This is a genomic window from Pallidibacillus thermolactis (assembly GCF_025660415.1).
GTDB lineage: Bacteria > Bacillota > Bacilli > Bacillales > Caldibacillaceae > Pallidibacillus > Pallidibacillus thermolactis.
The window spans coordinates 101,270-118,461 of the sequence record NZ_JAOUSE010000004.1 but is presented as its reverse complement, the minus strand read 5'-3'; the positions used below and the strand labels follow the sequence as shown (position 1 = coordinate 118,461).

At 32.9% G+C, this 17,192-nt stretch carries 18 protein-coding genes, 1 pseudogene and 1 riboswitch; of the genes and pseudogenes, 9 read left to right on the top strand and 10 right to left on the bottom strand.

What is annotated here, in order from left to right:
- Positions 1 to 204: 204 nt before the first annotated feature.
- Entirely contained in the window at positions 205 to 462 is a 258-nt protein-coding gene (locus OEV82_RS02880) for a hypothetical protein (protein WP_263060947.1), read from the top strand.
- 22 nt (positions 463 to 484) lie between these two features.
- Here OEV82_RS02880 and OEV82_RS02875 read toward each other — a convergent pair whose 3' ends face one another.
- Positions 485 to 622 (bottom strand): hypothetical protein, encoded by a 138-nt coding sequence (locus OEV82_RS02875; protein ID WP_263060946.1) that lies wholly within the window; start codon positions 620 to 622, stop codon positions 485 to 487.
- A 442-nt stretch (positions 623 to 1,064) separates the two neighbouring features.
- On the opposite strand from OEV82_RS02875, the pseudogene OEV82_RS02870 reads away from it, so the two are divergent.
- The 3 genes and pseudogenes from OEV82_RS02870 to OEV82_RS02860 form a co-directional block, all read left to right on the top strand.
- Positions 1,065 to 1,397 (top strand): annotated as a pseudogene (locus OEV82_RS02870) (topoisomerase C-terminal repeat-containing protein); the annotation flags it as partial.
- 640 nt (positions 1,398 to 2,037) lie between these two features.
- Positions 2,038 to 2,775, top strand: coding sequence for a nucleotidyltransferase domain-containing protein (locus tag OEV82_RS02865; protein WP_173661529.1), 738 nt, complete (start codon positions 2,038 to 2,040; stop codon positions 2,773 to 2,775).
- Between the two features lie 94 nt (positions 2,776 to 2,869).
- A complete protein-coding gene (locus OEV82_RS02860; RefSeq protein ID WP_173661527.1) occupies positions 2,870 to 3,403 on the top strand; it encodes a shikimate kinase in 534 nt (177 codons plus the stop codon).
- A 395-nt stretch (positions 3,404 to 3,798) separates the two neighbouring features.
- On the opposite strand, the gene OEV82_RS02855 is transcribed toward OEV82_RS02860, so the two are convergent.
- The 3 genes from OEV82_RS02855 to OEV82_RS02845 form a co-directional block, all read right to left on the bottom strand.
- Positions 3,799 to 4,446: a DsbA family oxidoreductase gene (locus OEV82_RS02855; RefSeq protein ID WP_173661525.1), complete on the bottom strand. Its 648-nt coding sequence runs from the start codon at positions 4,444 to 4,446 to the stop codon at positions 3,799 to 3,801.
- Complete coding sequence (locus OEV82_RS02850) at positions 4,443 to 4,598, bottom strand: hypothetical protein (RefSeq protein WP_173661523.1); 156 nt, start codon at positions 4,596 to 4,598, stop codon at positions 4,443 to 4,445. The genes OEV82_RS02855 and OEV82_RS02850 overlap by 4 nt, the downstream gene beginning before the upstream one ends.
- Before the next feature lie 88 nt (positions 4,599 to 4,686).
- Positions 4,687 to 5,946, bottom strand: a complete 1,260-nt coding sequence (locus OEV82_RS02845) for a mechanosensitive ion channel family protein (protein ID WP_263060945.1) — start codon at positions 5,944 to 5,946, stop codon at positions 4,687 to 4,689.
- Between the two features lie 409 nt (positions 5,947 to 6,355).
- Between OEV82_RS02845 and OEV82_RS02840 the strand changes: the two genes are divergently transcribed.
- Entirely contained in the window at positions 6,356 to 7,537 is a 1,182-nt protein-coding gene (locus tag OEV82_RS02840; RefSeq protein WP_263060944.1) for a NupC/NupG family nucleoside CNT transporter, read from the top strand.
- A gap of 106 nt (positions 7,538 to 7,643) precedes the next feature.
- On the opposite strand, the gene OEV82_RS02835 is transcribed toward OEV82_RS02840, so the two are convergent.
- From OEV82_RS02835 to OEV82_RS02815, 5 genes are all read right to left on the bottom strand, one after another.
- Positions 7,644 to 8,372: an ABC transporter ATP-binding protein gene (locus tag OEV82_RS02835; RefSeq protein ID WP_263060943.1), complete on the bottom strand. Its 729-nt coding sequence runs from the start codon at positions 8,370 to 8,372 to the stop codon at positions 7,644 to 7,646.
- A gap of 88 nt (positions 8,373 to 8,460) precedes the next feature.
- Positions 8,461 to 9,294 (bottom strand): ABC transporter permease, encoded by an 834-nt coding sequence (locus tag OEV82_RS02830; RefSeq protein WP_263060942.1) that lies wholly within the window; start codon positions 9,292 to 9,294, stop codon positions 8,461 to 8,463.
- Between the two features lie 20 nt (positions 9,295 to 9,314).
- Positions 9,315 to 10,286: an aliphatic sulfonate ABC transporter substrate-binding protein gene (locus OEV82_RS02825; RefSeq protein WP_263060941.1), complete on the bottom strand. Its 972-nt coding sequence runs from the start codon at positions 10,284 to 10,286 to the stop codon at positions 9,315 to 9,317.
- Positions 10,287 to 10,467: 181 nt separating this feature from the next.
- A riboswitch (SAM riboswitch) is annotated at positions 10,468 to 10,573 on the bottom strand.
- A gap of 596 nt (positions 10,574 to 11,169) precedes the next feature.
- A complete protein-coding gene (locus OEV82_RS02820) occupies positions 11,170 to 11,334 on the bottom strand; it encodes a hypothetical protein (RefSeq protein WP_173660688.1) in 165 nt (54 codons plus the stop codon).
- A gap of 211 nt (positions 11,335 to 11,545) precedes the next feature.
- On the bottom strand, positions 11,546 to 12,100 hold the full coding sequence (locus OEV82_RS02815; protein WP_173660690.1) for a sugar O-acetyltransferase: 555 nt from the start codon (positions 12,098 to 12,100) through the stop codon (positions 11,546 to 11,548).
- 593 nt (positions 12,101 to 12,693) lie between these two features.
- On the opposite strand from OEV82_RS02815, the gene OEV82_RS02810 reads away from it, so the two are divergent.
- The 3 genes from OEV82_RS02810 to OEV82_RS02800 are packed head-to-tail and all read left to right on the top strand — an operon-like array spanning position 12,694 to position 14,778.
- Entirely contained in the window at positions 12,694 to 13,248 is a 555-nt protein-coding gene (locus OEV82_RS02810; protein ID WP_263060940.1) for a sigma-70 family RNA polymerase sigma factor, read from the top strand.
- Positions 13,226 to 14,533, top strand: coding sequence for a TolB-like translocation protein (locus OEV82_RS02805; RefSeq protein ID WP_263060939.1), 1,308 nt, complete (start codon positions 13,226 to 13,228; stop codon positions 14,531 to 14,533). The genes OEV82_RS02810 and OEV82_RS02805 overlap by 23 nt, the downstream gene beginning before the upstream one ends.
- A gap of 20 nt (positions 14,534 to 14,553) precedes the next feature.
- Complete coding sequence (locus tag OEV82_RS02800) at positions 14,554 to 14,778, top strand: hypothetical protein (RefSeq protein WP_263060938.1); 225 nt, start codon at positions 14,554 to 14,556, stop codon at positions 14,776 to 14,778.
- A 73-nt stretch (positions 14,779 to 14,851) separates the two neighbouring features.
- Here OEV82_RS02800 and OEV82_RS02795 read toward each other — a convergent pair whose 3' ends face one another.
- Positions 14,852 to 15,208 (bottom strand): SCP2 sterol-binding domain-containing protein, encoded by a 357-nt coding sequence (locus OEV82_RS02795; protein WP_173660100.1) that lies wholly within the window; start codon positions 15,206 to 15,208, stop codon positions 14,852 to 14,854.
- Positions 15,209 to 15,618: 410 nt separating this feature from the next.
- Here OEV82_RS02795 and OEV82_RS02790 point away from each other — a divergent pair, with 410 nt between their 5' ends.
- Positions 15,619 to 17,112 carry a peptide MFS transporter gene (locus OEV82_RS02790; RefSeq protein ID WP_263060937.1) on the top strand — a complete coding sequence of 498 codons (1,494 nt, stop codon included), beginning with the start codon at positions 15,619 to 15,621 and terminating at the stop codon, positions 17,110 to 17,112.
- Positions 17,113 to 17,192 lie beyond the last annotated feature (80 nt).

Below are 17,192 nucleotides of genomic sequence, written 5' to 3'. Positions count from 1 at the left end.
CCCTTTTTATTCTATATTGAGAAAATGTTCCTACGCTTTACTGTAAAATTTAACAGAATTTGTAAGTTAATGTCGAAAAAACAGATAATTTCTACTAACTTATTAGAGATTAGAGGTAGATAATATAATTCTCATAAAGTCTAACCCATTGAATATAATATATTTATGGGTTAGACTATATTAAATATATACTGAGGTGATAAAATGGGGATTTTATTCCAAATTCTTACATTTCTAGCTATATTTACATTGCTTATTGGTATAGCTCAGTTATTTAATAAGGGGATGAAAATAAATTCAACGTATATGTTGTTGAATTTAGCAAGTATATTATCTATCATTTTAGTTTTTGTTGTCTACTTTGAGAATATGAATATAACTTCTTATATTGCTCCCGTTTTTCTCTTGATGGCTTCAATAATAGGTAGAAAAAGATTAAAAAAGAAAAATCCGCGATACTAACAATAAATAAACATGGTATATGTTATAAAAACCATTTGCAGTCAAGACCCATCATTTTCTCAGCCTTTTTCGTTTTCAAGATATAAAATAATGTCGTTTCAATATCTTCGTGGTTTTGTACCTGAATAATACTTAAAGAGATCAGTTCAATCTTTTTCAAAATTAATCCTTTTTCTTTTAATGTTGATTTGTGAGAAACTTTATTACAATGACACACATTAACTTTATCCAAACTTCAAAACCAAGAAAAAACCTAATAATTCCCTATAGGGCAAGAGAAGATTACTTTTACTTTTCGTTTTTTCTTCTCTTGCATTTGTATTTATTGGAATAAAAAATATTGGTACAGTCCCAGAGTAATTACTGAGTTAATTTTTTTAAATTTTTTTAAAACATCGAAGTTGGCTATCACTATATTAGGTATATCATTTATTCCCCCTAAAATTCTCAAACTTTTCATAGCCATTTTTATTTTTGTATTTGCATTATATCATAGAATAAAAGTGTACTTATCATTAAGTATAAACAATGTTGCTGAAAACTTAAATGTCGGGAATCTACTTCATCTAAACTATTTCTTTTAATATCACTGAATTTAGAACGAAAAGAAAATCATTGAGGTTCTTGGAAAATGCCCTCTTTGTGGGCATGGGATTATTGAAGGGCAAAAAGGCTTTGGATGTAATAACTGGAAAAATGGCTGTAAATTTGTCATTTGGAAAAATGATAAATTTTTAGCATCAATGAAAAAGAAACCAACAAAAACAATGGTAAAAAGCCTGTTAAAAAATGGAGTCGCTTTGGTTAAAGGACTAACGAGTAAAAAAGGAAATAAGTTTGATGCTTATTTACGATATGAAAAAAATCCTGATAACGAATATTTTAGTTGGAAGATGGAGTTTCCTGAAAAGAAAGAGGCAAAAAACAAAATTTAATAAATAATTTTTTAATCAATACATGAATTAAAGGAAACCTAAATCAATGGGTTTCCTCCTCTTCACAAAAAAAGTGAAGCTCGTGATTTACAATATGCTTTGAAGGATCGAGCTAGCCCATGGACACTTGCTACAATATTGACATATGGCATTTCGGGGGCAATCCTAAAATTTAGCAAGTATATGATCTTTCATTTTAATTCTTTTTTTTAAAATTAATTGCTCTTGTATTTTAGTTACGAGTGATGTGTTTTTGATCAAACTTTATTCCACTACAATTTATTACAAGATCGTCTACTATTTTTATAGCACGATTCATAACTATACGACTCTTCGAAGACATTTATAAACATGCCTCCCCCTTCAGGTTTTCTTTCTCAACTGTTTACACCTAAAATAATAGAGCAGCAGACAAAAAAACTGCCACCTCTAAAAAGTCGAAGGTTTTGTACCTTCTCTTTCACATTCACATATAAGACCGGATTTTCTCCTATTTTCAGCTAACCGATGATTCATAAACCTAACGAATGGAAATAATAACGAAACAAATAAATAATCCTCCTCCCAATTTTAACAATTTACTGTTTCTACGATAAAATAATAGAAAAAGGTTCATCTTCATCTAATAAGGAGAATACATATGCGCATCAACCATCCAAAGTACCCGTGGCTGGAAGAACGAACGATTCTGTTGGCTTTAACTGGCAGTTACGCCTACGGAACGAATACCTCAGAGTCTGATCGAGACTATAAAGGCATTTGTATACCGCCACTTGATTATTACTTCGGGTTAAACGCCTTTCACCAATACGATACAAGCGGTGGAAAAAATTTTAAAAATACAAAGGATGACACCGATATTACCATTTTCCATATTACGAAGTTCGTAAAAAATGCAATGAAAGGTGTTCCAAATAATATTGAATTATTATTTTTACGTCGGCAAGATTATATCAAACTGACTGAATTAGGAAAAATGCTAATAGAACACCGACATTTATTTTTATCTAAACAAATTTATCAAAAATTTGCCGGGTATGCCTATTCCCAAAGAAAACAATTAATTAATAGTCATAATCCTAAAAACAACAAATACGATACAAAACTTTTTATGCATACAGTTAGACTTTTGACAAGTGCAATCGAAATCCTTGAAACGGGAGACTTTCATACATATCGATCGAATCGTCAGGAACTTCTTGACTGTCGTAATGGAAAATACACTTTTACTGAAGCATTGCAGCTAATTGAAACATATCATCTTCAACTAACCAGGGCTTATGAAAAGTCAAAACTACAAGAAACGCCAAATCAAGAACGGATTAATGAATTACTGATTGATATGAACTTACGTGGCCATCATTTATATACGTTCTGAAAATGATGTAGAAAAGTGTCTTCATTTTTTTCTATTAAAGCCTTATATTATTAGATAAGATTATATTAGCGATTAGAGAAAGAGGAGAAACGTTATGTCTCTTAAAGAAAAAAGTATTGTTTTGACCGGTTTTATGGGAGTTGGCAAAACGTCGGTCGGGAAAGCCGTCGCCAAAAAATTATATCGAGATTTTATTGATATTGACGAAGAAATAGAAAAGAAATTTCAAATGCCAACAACAAAAATATTTAAAACTTATGGGGAAGAAACCTTTCGTGAAGTAGAAAAAGAGTTAGTCATCCATTTCAGTAAACAAAAAATGAAAGTCATCTCCCTTGGCGGTGGTGCATTTTTACAAGAGGAAATTAAACAAGCTTGTTATAAAAACTGTATTATTATATTTCTTGATTTATCATTCGAATCTTGGAAAGACCGCATCAATCTCATCATCGATAGTCGTCCTGTTTTACAAGGGAAATCGTTGAAAGAAATGGAAAAATTGTATTATGAAAGACAACCCATTTATTCGACCTATCACTCGAAAATTAAAACAGACCGTTTGGATATTGAAGAAACGGCGGAATATATTAAGGATTCTTTGAAACTAGCTTGGGAGCTTTATGAATAATATTAAATCCAAGATGCTCATGCACTTCATGGTCTAAAATTTAAGAGTTAGTTCATCAATAAAATGTAAAACATTATAAAGGGCTCTTCCTTCGAGAAATCTTGACTTTAGGATAGCCCTTTTTAATTAATTGTAAGTTCCATTCCCACTCTCGCGAAATGAAAATCAATACCTGGTTGTAATTTATCGTATTGAAATTGTACAAATGTTACATTACTGGGTATTTTTTGTAATAAGGATTCAAACCTGGTTGGATCACCCAGAAACCCATTCCATTGTACAAAATCCATCCGATCTGATTTCCAATCTAATTCTTGTATCTTCATATCTAAAATACGATACTTCTTTGAAAAAAGACGTAAGCAACTTTGCTTACGTCAAAATATACTAGTACGTTAATTTTTCTCTTGTTCTTCTTTCCAAACTTTAGTTAACACTTGTACAAATGTATCAACTGGCTGTGCTCCAGATACAGCATATTTATTATTAAATACAAAGAAAGGCACACCTTGTACCCCCACACTTTGGGCTTCATAAATATCCTGCATCATCTCATTTGATGGGTCTTTATCGTCCAAGACGTTACGGACATCCACTTCGGTAAGCCCGATTTCACGTGCTAAACGAACAATTGTATCATGATCGCTTAACAATTCGCCTTCAGAAAAATGAGCGCGATAGAATCGCTTGAAAAAGGCAGTCCCTTTACCAAGTTTTTTTGCAAATTGGAACACACGATGGGCATCAACGGTACTTGAAAGTTTAGCAATATCGTAATTAATTTCAATACCTGCCTGTTTTCCCATATTCACCACTTGGTTTAACATCGTTTCAGCTTGTTGTAACGACAAACCTTTCAGTTCAGCAAACGTTTCTGCGTAACTTTTCCCTGATACATATTTTGCATCAGGCATTAAAAGAAAACTTTTATACTCAATTTCTACATCGTTTGCCTGTTCAAAATGTTTTAATGCTTGATCTAAATGGGATTGACCAATATAACAAAACGGACAGACAAAATCAGACCAAATTGTAATTTTCATTCCTTTACCTCTTTCTTTTTCGAAATCGGACCACAAACTCCCGTATTTACATCACAAGTGTAACCTTCAACTGTTTCATTCAGTTGTATGTCTTTTAAGTCAACGAATTGAATTGGAGTCGCATGTTTCTCTTTTTTCGGATTTTCTTTCACCGTTACACACTCCTTTTTAACGGTTTTTTTAATTATATAGGAAATCTTACGTGGAATCGAATCATCCGAATCGAAAAAGATTAGATTCTTAATGTTCCAATGTTGTCAAACGCTTCATTTCATTGTTTATACTTTTAAAATCATGTCCAGACGGATTTTGGAAAATCCGCAGGTCAAATTCTGGTGCAATCGCAAACAAATGATCGAAAATATCCCCTTGAATGGTTTCATATTCTCCCCAGTCGGTTGTATTTGTAAAACAATAAAGTTCAACAGGCAAACCTTTTTCAGTCGGCTCCAATTGTCTTACCATTAAGGTCATTCCTTTATGAATACCTGGATGATGGTTTAAGTAGTTTGTAATATACGCACGAAAAACACCTATATTCGTTAACGCCCTACCGTTTACCGGTGTGCTCCGATCAATATGATGTGTCTCATTATATTTTTCGATTTCTGCCAATCGCTCATCAATATAATCCGAAAGAAATTGTATTTTCCGAAATCTATTGATCATCTCATTATCACAAAATGAAATGGAATTCACATCAATAAAAATAGAACGTTTAATTCTTCGACCACCAGCTGTTTGCATCCCTCTCCAGTTAATAAAAGAATCGGAAATTAACGAATAGCTCGGAATTGTCGTAATCGTTTTATCAAAGTTTTGCACTTTTACCGTATGTAAAGAAATTTCAATGACATCCCCATCTGCTCCATGTTTCGGCATCGTGATCCAATCACCGACACGAACCATATCATTGGCAGATAATTGCACACCTGCTACAAGTCCTAATATGGAGTCTTTAAACACAAGCATTAGTACTGCAGAAAGTGCACCTAAACCGCTTAGTAAAATAAATGGACTTTTATTGATTAAAATGGAAATGATCAGAATGATCCCTAAAATTCCCATTACAATTTTTACAATTTGGATTACGCCTTTGATCGGACGAATCTTTGAAATTTCATAAGTTTGATAAATATCATTAAATGCATCGAGTGCCGTACTCATAATGATTAATCCAACTATGATAAGATAAATATTAGCCCCGTTTTCAATAAAATGTTGATAACGAGGAAAAGTTGGTGCGAAATAATAAATAATGATTGCAGGTACGATATGGGAGAGTTTATGAAAGACTTTTCGCTTTAAAAGAACATCATCCCATTTAAATTTTGATTTACTTACCATATGGGAAATAATACGGACAACAATCTTTTTCGTAAAAAAATTGGCAACAATACATAGTAACGCAACTAAGATAATAGTCAACGTTGTAGAAAAGTAAATAGCAATATCGGCGTCGACTCCTAAGTTAACAATCCAATGATGTATAAAATCCATAAAAACCCCTCCATAAGATAACTTCAAAATAATTATTCAAGACGTTAAAAATTACTTTATGTATACGAACTTCTAAACCTTCTTAATCGACTCACAACCTCCATTGATTATTTATAAATCACTTGAATCGCTTCTATCTTCTTTCATTATTGTTCATTATTTCACTTTACTTAAACCTCATCCACTATTTCCCTGCAAATTATTATTTTAACAAGAATGAACAACAAATTGAGATTAAAATTTGATTACAATTCATTGTATAATTTATATATTGCTTGAAAAACTAAGTAAACGATAAACGTTTTATAAAAATTTGTATACTTTTTGGATATTAAATATTTGACAAAAACTTTTATACAGTTGTATTATCATCTTTGTGCGCAAAAAAATTTACAGTAAGGAGAACGACATGGATATATTAATTGGTTTATTAGGGGTAATTTTTGCTATTGCAGTTGCATATTTATTCTCAAACCAAAAGAAAAATATCAACTATAAAGCAATAGGTGTTTTACTTGTTCTACAAGTGATTGTAACGCTGTTTATGTTAAAAACGACCATTGGTACAAAAATTATTGAAGTCGTTTCCAACGGCGTTTCTAAAGTCATCAGTTATGGATATGAAGGAATAGACTTTGTCGTTGGTGGATTAATTCCAGAAGGTGTATCTGTATTCTTTTTCAATGTCTTAATGGTCATTATTTTTACTTCTACATTACTTTCAATATTAACGTATATAAAATTTCTACCTCTTGCAATTAAATACGTTGGGGGATTTTTAGCTAAAATTACAGGATTATCCAAAGTTGTTACTTTTAACAGTGTAAACTCTATCTTTTTCGGACAAAGTGAAGCTATTTTAGCGATTAAAACTCACTTGGACAACATGAGTAATAATAAACTATTTATTATTTCAACAAGTGCCATGGCTTCTGTTTCAGCTTCCATTATGGGTGCTTATATGACAATGATCCCACCAAAATTTGTTTTAGTTTCGATGTTATTGAATGCGCTATCAGGATTAATTGTCGCATCAATGATGGCTCCAATTAAAGAAGAGGAAGACGAAAATATTAATATAAAAGATATTTCTACTTCTAATTCACTATTTGGTGCCATTGGTGACGGTGCTCTTGATGGTGGAAAAGTGGCGTTAATTGTTGCAGCACAACTCGTTGCCTTCGTTGGTTTAATGGCGTTAATTAACGGGATTTTTACAGCCCTAATTAATATTTCCTTTACCGAGATACTGGGATACATCTTTGCACCGATTGCTTTTATAATGGGTGTTCCTTGGAGTGAAGCGATCACAGCAGGATCCATTATGGGGACGAAATTGGCAACCAATGAGTTTGTTGCTATGTTACAACTGCAACCGCTCGTACCTGATTTATCAGCGAAAACAGTTGCAATCGTTTCATCATTTCTTGTTTCTTTCGCTAACTTCTCATCCATTGGAATTATCGCCGGCTCGATTCAAGCTGTACATGCAGAAAAAGCCAGCATCGTTGCGAAATATGGCCTTAAAATATTACTTGCCGCAACATTGGCATCTGTGTTAACAGGTACAGTTGTTGGTATTTTCATTTAGTTTTTCAAATATAATTTAGACTAAAAAAGAACAGAGACCAAGGTGATCATTCCCTTGGTCTTTATAAATTTTATATAGTTATCAAAAACAAAACCAAATGTTCAACTCATGTTTTTGTTAAATCTAGACTATTTAGAATATCTGCTTTATAAATCGCATTTTGACTGCTTGTTCGATTGCGTGGCCTTGGTTCATTGAAACAAATTTCTTTTACCACTTCACTTGGCTTTCCTCTTAAGATAATAACCCGATCACATAAATATATTGCTTCATCTATATCATGGGTTACTAATATAATGGTTGGATGATAAGATTCCCATGTCTCTAGTAATAAGTCCTGCAATTGCATTTTTGTAAATGCATCAAGGGCACTAAATGGTTCGTCTAATAATAAAATTTCAGGGGAAGTAACAAGTGCTCTAGCAATCGCTACCCGTTGGGCCATTCCACCAGACAATTCCCTTGGATAAAGTTCTGAGCTATCTGACAAACCTACCTGCTCTAAAATTTTTAACCCTTTTCCCTTTTTTTCATCTTTACTTCCTTTTAAACCAAACGTGACGTTTTCTAAAACATTCAACCAAGGAAACAGTCTTGGCTCTTGAAAAATAAAACTGATGCTACTATTCATTCCCTCAAACTGTTTATCATTCATTATGATTTGACCTTCATACTCTGTATCAAGACCAGAAATAACACGAAGTAGTGTACTTTTCCCAGAACCACTAGTTCCAACGAGTCCTATAATTTCACCCTGTTTCGCACGAAATGATACATTACGAATGACAGTCTTTCCATTAAAACTTCGATTTATATTTCTCAGTTCTAAACTCATCAAAGATCTCTCCATTTTATAAAATTATTGAGGTTACTCAGCCTATTCAAACTTTATATCACTCGTCAATCCGGTATGATTACCAAACTTATTGTTGAACAAAACCGTCTTGCCATGTTAAAGTACGTTTTTCAACTAGCTTTAACATCCAGTCTGAGAGTTTTCCAATAATTGCAAACAAAAGAATACTCGCAATGATTAATTCAGGTGACAATGTATTCTGGCCGAGAACGAGCAAATAACCTAAACCTTTACTTGCCCCCATTAGTTCCGCTGCAACAACAAACATCCAACCCAGTCCTAAACCACTTCGAAGCCCAACAAGAAACAATGGAAGTGCTGCTGGTAAAATGACTCTCCAAATAAGTTGAAAACTCGAGAGACCATACATTTTACCAACTTCAATAAGTTTTCTATCGACTCCCGTTATTCCACTTACGGTGTTTAAATAAACTGGAAAAAAAACACCGACAGCAATCATTGTAATTTTTGAAGTTTCACCAATTCCCATCCAAAGGATAAATAATGGAACCCATGCTAGAGATGGAATAGAACGAAAAGCCTGGATCATCGGATCAAATAATTGCTCAGCTTTTTTATATAAACCAACAAAGGAGCCAAGTATAACAGCCAAAGCACTGCCGAGAATAAAAGCAATGAACACCCGTAATGTTGTAATTCCAATATGCGTCCACAAACTTCCGTCTTGAAACAAAGTGATAATTGTTTTTAAGATTACACTTGGCGCAGGTAATTGATAGGTTGGAAACACACCTTGTCTACATAATAACTCCCAAAGCATAATCAGTATTGTAGGCGTTAAACTTCCGAATATAATCGTATGAAGCGTATTTGTTTTTTGTTTCTTTTGTGATTTTTTCACTTCTTTCGTTGTAGTAACAGTCGCCAATAATTTACCCATTTGATGTTCACCCCCATAAATTACTTAATAGTACTCTCTGCTATCGAAGAATCAATTAATTCTGTTGCGATTTCCTGTATATTGACAGTTTTATCTATCACTTCACTTTGTTGTAAAATCTTTCCTGCTTCTATAATTGCTTTCTGGTGAGCATTCCCTGGAATACTCTCAGTAAAATCATTCCGTTCAAGTTGTAATTTTGCCACTTCAAGATCAATTTGTGCTTCCTCAGCTAGAATTTCAGCTACTTTTTCAGGATTTTCCAATGTCCATTTTCTAGCCTTTTCATATGCTTCAATTACTCTTTTAACATACCCTGGATATTTTTTGGCAAAATCTTCTCGCACATTTAAAAAACCGTATGTATTAAAATCGGGATTTCGATATAAAAGTTGCGCACTGGATTCAAGCTCTACTCTTGCCATATGGGGATCAAGACCGGCCCACGCATTTACAGAACCACTCGTTAATGCAGTTGCCCCATCACCGTGTTGGAGATTTACAATTTCTACTTCAGATGGGTCAATACCTTGTTCATTTAAAGCACGTAATAAAAAAATATAAGGATCTGTACCAATGGTTGCCGCAATTTTTTTCCCTTTTAAATCCGCGACTAAGTCTATATTTTCATCTTCCAACGTAACAAGCGCTGTCCACTCAGGTTTTGAGAAAATGTAAACATTTTTAATTGGTGCACCATTTACCTTTGAAATTAGCGTAGCTGCTCCAGCTGCAGATCCAAAATCCACACTGTTACTATTTAAAAATTCTAGTGCTTTGTTGCTTCCTTGACTAAATACCCACTCAATTTCGATCCCTTCATCTTTTAACTCTTCTTCTAAAAATCCAAACTCTTTTAATACAAGACTTATTGGGGAGTAAGTTGCATAATCCAATCTGATCTTATTTGGTTTTCCATCTGTATTTCCTTCAGAACAACTAACAAGTATAAAACTAATGAGTCCAATTAAAATAAACAGATACCTTTTCATGTGCTCCCTCCTATCCTCTCTACTTTCATAAATGATATTTTATTGTAATTGATTACAATTAAACTTATATGTTTACTTGGTTTTTGCACAAAAATATCAATCAGTTTTAAATTGTGCCAGCCATCCCTCCCCTTAAAATCAAAAACCCCCTTCATTAAGAAGAGGGCTGAATCGCGATCTCTTCTTATCTTTCAGAATTACTTCTGCAGGAATTAGCACCTTGTTAAACGAATTTAACAGGTTGCCGGGTTTCATTGGGCCAGTCCCTCCACCACTCTAGATAAGAATCCAAAAAAGTATTTGTTTTTTTATTTTTTTAAATTATTAAAATAAAATTTAACATACTACATATTTTTTGTCAATTTAAGTATAGAAATATTTTTCATGACAAACACATTGATGATCTCTCTTCTCTTCATATTTCCTTTAAATTGATCAATATTTTGCCAACATAGTGGGCCAGTGACTGGACTAAAAAGGTGAGGAACGCCAGTTTTGAAGGCAATTCATTTCATAACCTATATATGTATCAAATTGATCAACTTGTTGAATTCCCATGTGACAATACCAATTTTGCCCACTTATTATTACGTGATGTCTCGAAACGACTTAAGGCAATATGTTTTCCCCTTTTTCAGCCTCATTAAGCAAGCATCTTCTGATTCCTCGTCAAGCAAAAAATGGTTTTGCACTTTAAAACAATAATGTCTGGATTATCCCCGACAATAACATTGTCTGGCCCATCCTTTGTCACGACAGATTCGGATGCAATAACAACATTATTCCTATGAACAGACTATATTTCATGGTCGTTTTGTCATTTGTTATTTTTTAAATCCCCCCATTTTCCCATTCAAAATTTATCCTTGAAACCATAGTTTTTTCACTTTTGATTTTTTAATTCTTGGACCTCCTTTTCTAGTTGATCTAATTTTTCTTGTAGTTCTTGTTTCGGCTCAGTCATTCTTAGACTGTATGCTTTAACTAGGCCAAGCCCCGCTATAACTATGCCCAAAAGACCAACAACAATCAAAATAATCAATTCCATCTACCTCATTCACCTCAATTGGAAATACATATTATCTTCTTTTACGAATTTTAAAAAAATAGTTGCATCGTTCAGAATTATATTAATTAAAACAAAGAACATAATAAATTATCCTGTAAATTTAGTATATTCCTATTATTAAGTTTATTTGTAGAACAAAAAAGTGCTAAAATCTCCAACGATTTAGCACTTAAACTAAAAATGATGAAAACTAAGGTTCTATTTGTTTAATAATTTTTGCTGGATTTCCCCCGACAATAACATTGTCTGGCACATCTTTTGTCACGACTGATCCGGATGCAATAACAACATTATTCCCAATCGTTACACCAGGATTAATGATTGATCCTCCGCCTATCCAAACATTATTGCCAATTTTAACAGGTTTCCCATATTCCCTTCCGGAATTTCGTTCAAAAGGATGGATTGGGTGAGTTGCAGTATAAATATGCACATTTGGGCCAAGCATACAATTGTCGCCAATCCGCACTTCACAAACATCTAAAATTGTACAATCAAAATTTGCATAAAAATTCTCACCGACATAAGTATTATAGCCATAATCAAATCGAATATTAGGTTCCATTTTGATATTGTCTCCTGTTGAACCAAGCAAATCCTTCAAAATTTCTTCCCGCTTTTCTATTTCCGTTTCAAGTGTTTGATTATAGATTCGAACTTTTCGTCTTGCTTCCTCACGTTCTCTTACTAATAGTGAATCAGCTGGATCATACATCTGGCCCGCAAGCATTTTTTCCTTTTGCATGAATTTCCCTCCTTTTCAGCTTCATGATACATATATTTTTATGTATAAAGTATACAATCCTTTTTTATAAACAGATATTGTTGACCCGTATGGACTAACAAATGGTGTGTAAACATTTTCCAAATATCCGATTAATACACCAAACTGATTGGGCTTGTGGCCAATTGCAAAAAATTTACAACAAACACAATAGAATCATACAAAAGATAAATTTAATTTTTAAATAGTAAGTCACCCCATGGATAAAAAGAAAATTTCCTGCCAAATTTTTGATTAGTCATGGCTTGTACGCATGAATAGACGGTAAGAAATAAAACAAGGTTTGTTGAGCGTCTAATATATTTGGAATGTGTCAACTCTCGGGTCCATGCAATTCTATATCACGAAGAACAATAATTTAATGAAGCAAAATAGATTAAAAGGCTTCTCTAAAACAATGATCACTACTCATCATACTCTCCCCTATCTCATTCCAAGTAACCCTTTGATTTTTCTAGTTTACATTTATTAAATTATAATTATATTAGAATTTTCTAAAAAAAGTGACCCTTTTTATTTGTTTTTGTCGTCTAATAATGAAAGGGGGGAAAATTGTGTTAAGCAAGCAGGTAAGTCAAGGATCGCATGAAAAGGAATTTAAATTTCTAATTGAAGAATATGCTACGTATATCAATCGTCTAGCTTATATATATGTGAAAGACTGGGCAATTGCTGAAGATATTACCCAAGATGTATTTTTAAAATGCTTTGTAAAACTGGATCGTTTTCGAGGAGAAAGTTCCTATAAGACTTGGCTTTATAAAATAACAGTAAATAAATGTAAAGATTATTTAAAGAGTAAATGGTACCGAAATATTTTCCCAACGGATTACATAAAAGACGTTTTATTATCGACAAATCGGACACCGGAACATCAAGTGGTCGCTAATGATGAAAAACAGGCTCTCATAACATTTATTCTGTCTCTACCAAGCAAACATAGAGAAGTAATTATTCTATATTACTACGAACAATTAAAAATCAAAGAAATTGCAGAAATTACAGGTATGAAACAAGAAACGGTACGAACCCGTCTTAAACGTGCGAAACAAATCTTACAAAGTAAATACGAAAGGAGGCATTTTAATGAACATGAATCAGCAACTTAATCATTTAAAAGAAATTATGGATCAAACAATCTTTAAAAAAGACACACTATCGTCTAAGAAAAAACAAGAAATCTATGAAAATGCAATAGTTACTAAAAGAAAGAAAAGACATCATTTTTCCGCCCCTGTTCTTTCAATCGCGTTAGCTTCTTGTTTCATTTTACTCATTGTTGGACTTTCACTTACTCAATTATTTTATAAACAATCACAAAACTTATCCCACTTACCCGAACCGCAAAATCATTTCCGGTCAATCATTGCCAATGAAAATAAAGAAGACAATAAGTCTGATTATGAAGAAACTGTATATTATTTACCATTTCAAAACTATAATGATCCCGTTGTCGATGGTAATCAAATGTTCGTTCATGTTCACGGTGATCGTAATAAACATTTAGATATTGATACGTTTATTCAATATAATTTAGAAACTAATGACTATAAAGTTTTATATAAATCCTCTTTTTCTCAGGCTGATATGGGAAATACACAATTAAATGAAGATTGGATAATTTGGAAAGATTTCAGTCGTTCAGGTAAAAGCAAAATCATGACTTTGAATCGCTCAACTGGTGAAATGAAAAAAATTACTGAAATAAGCGGTAAAAATGAAGCACTTCGATCCCCTACACTCTATAAGGAATACATCGCTTGGATCTATTTGAATATAGCTAATAAAGAAGCACAAGTTCATTTGCATCATTTATTGACGGGTGAAACAATAATATTGGCAAATCTTATTTATAATCCAGAAAGTTACCCTACTGTACATATGGGAGATGGGAAACTAGTCTGGGCAAGTCATGAAGATGGAAAAGGCTTTTTTTATTTATATGATCTTGAGACAAAAAACAAGGAAAAGTATGAAGCACCAGCTCCATTTGTCATTTATGCGAAATATAGCAACGGAAAAATTTACGCTATAAATAGCAGTGGAAAAGTCTACCCTCAAGAAGGTAGAGTTACACAATACTGGGACGAATTAAACTACGGTTTTCTTGATATAAACAAAAAGGAATTCCATACGATTATTGCTAATGGCAAACGTGGTTGGTTTGATGCTTATGATGATAAAATGGTATTTCTCGATACAGAAGATGTTTTATATGTCCACGAATTTCAAAAAAATCATCTCAACTCAACGAAAGTACCCTTAAAAAACGAAGATCCCACATCGGTTTCCTTTGATAATGATGGAAACATTATAATCGATTATATGATCCAATCCTTCGATAAGGGTCACATTGAAAATCAAAGTAAGGTTGGCGTTATAAGAGAAAACTAAGATTTTAGGGGGGGGGAAGTATGCGAAAGCTTTACAACTATATAACTATCGACCAAAAAAAAGAAGTCTTGAAGGAACTACAAAATTCCCTTAGCCAATTAAATGATGAATTAGAAAAAAACGCCCATCTTTTCTCACCAATTGTTCGTGAGATTTTACTAGATACAAAAGATCGCTGGAGATTTGAAATTGAGTGGTTAGAAGAAGATATTAAGAAACATATTCGTACTGAAAAACTGGAATAGATAAAAAGGGATGACAAAAAATCACATGTTACAATGTGATAAGGCTTTAGACCTAGCCTTATCACGACTTTCTTTATTGGATCTTATACTGTTTCAAAATTGATTCTAATTTCAATGCTTTTGAAATATCTCCTTTTAATTTCAATTTCCCTGTCATAAATGCTACCGTCCCACTTAATTTTCCAATGAGAAACTGTTGAAAGCTTTTGAACGACATCGTTAATACACAATCAGCTACTTCTTTATCCCCTTGAACAATTTTGGCTTGTCCACCTTGTAATTGAAGTTGAAATGTATCTTCTTCCTCACCTGTTATATGAAACTCGTAAATTGCCTTAACATCTGAAATTGGTTCAGAATTTTTATTTAGTTCTTCTTCTATAAAATTTTTAATTTCCTCAAGTGTTGCATTTTTTAATTTTCCACTCATACAAACATCTCCTTTTTCAGTTGTTTGGTGAATGAGAATTCATTCATTATGTTTTTCAAAAAATAACAAATGAATTGATATTTCATATTTTAACATATATGCTGCATTATTATAATTAAATTTTTGTATATTTTTTATATTCGAATATTTTTTGTGATGAAATTAATAAAATTGAAACAAATAATGTAAAATCGCTTTTATGATATTCATTTTTTTATTTTTTTAGAAACAGAGGTTAAGTAATGCACCATTCTATTAATCTTTTTTTCGAAATAATTACTGATATCAAAAACATATAAATTATATAAAAATAGAAACTCTTTTTACTTTGGGTTACTTTACTCCATTACATTGACATAGTAAGCACTTTTGTAATACTATAGAACAATAATAAAGGAGGTTTATTTTTCATGTCTTCAAACAATAGTCAAAAAATTTGGGAAACTGTTCCTCAAAAAGGATTTTTTGGACATCCTAAAGGTTTATTTACTTTATTCTTTACAGAGTTTTGGGAACGGTTTTCTTATTATGGAATGAGGGCTATCCTCCTCTTCTATATGTATTATGAAGTGACAAGAGGTGGGCTCGGATTAGATAAAGCAACCGCCCTTTCAATTATGTCGATTTATGGATCATTAGTATATATGTCAGGGATCATTGGTGGTTGGATTGCCGACCGATTAATTGGTACACAGAAAGCGGTATTTTACGGCGGTATTTTAATTATGCTTGGACATATTGCTCTAGCGATACCTGGTAATGTGCCATTCTTCTTCGTCTCAATGGTACTCATTGTTTTAGGAACAGGTTTATTAAAGCCAAACGTTTCTTCTGTCGTTGGTGACATTTATTCACCTGAGGATAGACGTCGTGATTCAGGTTTCAGTATTTTTTACATGGGAATTAACTTAGGTGCGTTTATTGCGCCATTTATCGTTGGAGAAGTTGGAATGAAAGTGAATTTCCATTTAGGTTTCTCCATTGCTGCTGTTGGTATGTTTATCGGTCTTGTTGTGTTCATGGTGACAAGAAAGAAAAATCTTGGACAAGCTGGACTTGAGGTTCCAAACCCTCTTACTGCCGAAGAAAAGAAAGCATATACAAAATGGGCCATTATTATTGGTGCGGCCTTGGCCATCTTAATTGCGGTCACTATTTCTACCGGAATTTTAACATTTGATAGTTTTGTTGCATTTATCGCAATTTTAGGGATTATCATTCCAACTGTTTATTTTGTCGTTATGTATCGTAGTCCAAAAACATCAAAAGCAGAACGTTCACATGTACTTGCTTATATTCCGTTATTTATCGCATCTGTAATGTTTTGGTCTATTCAAGAACAAGGTGCAACAATCTTAGCAACGTATGCCGATACTCGCACAGATTTAACAGTTGGTAATTATGAAATTTCGCCAGCTTGGTTCCAATCAGCCAATCCATTGTTCATAATTGCATTGGCTCCTGTTTTTGCTTGGCTATGGGTGAAACTTGGAAATAAAAATCCGTCAATTCCGAAAAAATTCTCTTTAGGTATTTTATTTGCGGGTTTATCTTTCCTAGTCATTTTAATTCCAGGTTATTTTGCTGGAGAAGATGCCTTAGTTAGTCCAATTTGGCTTGTATTAAGTTATTTAATTGTTGTCTTAGGTGAACTTTGTTTATCACCAGTTGGTTTATCTGCTACAACAAAATTAGCGCCGAAAGCTTTCTCTGCGCAAACCATGAGTCTATGGTTCTTATCAAATTCAGCTGCACAAGCAATTAATGCTCAAATCGTTAAGTTTTACACGCCAGAGACAGAAAATATTTACTTTGGTACAATCGGAGCTGTCGCAATTATTTTAGCAATTCTACTATTCGTTATTTCACCTAGAATTGAAAAATTCATGACAGATGTTAATTAATAAAAAATTGGACTTCCTTTAACGGGAAGTCCAATTTTTGGCTTTATCTCATTTCATATGGGATTCGCACAAAAAATCGT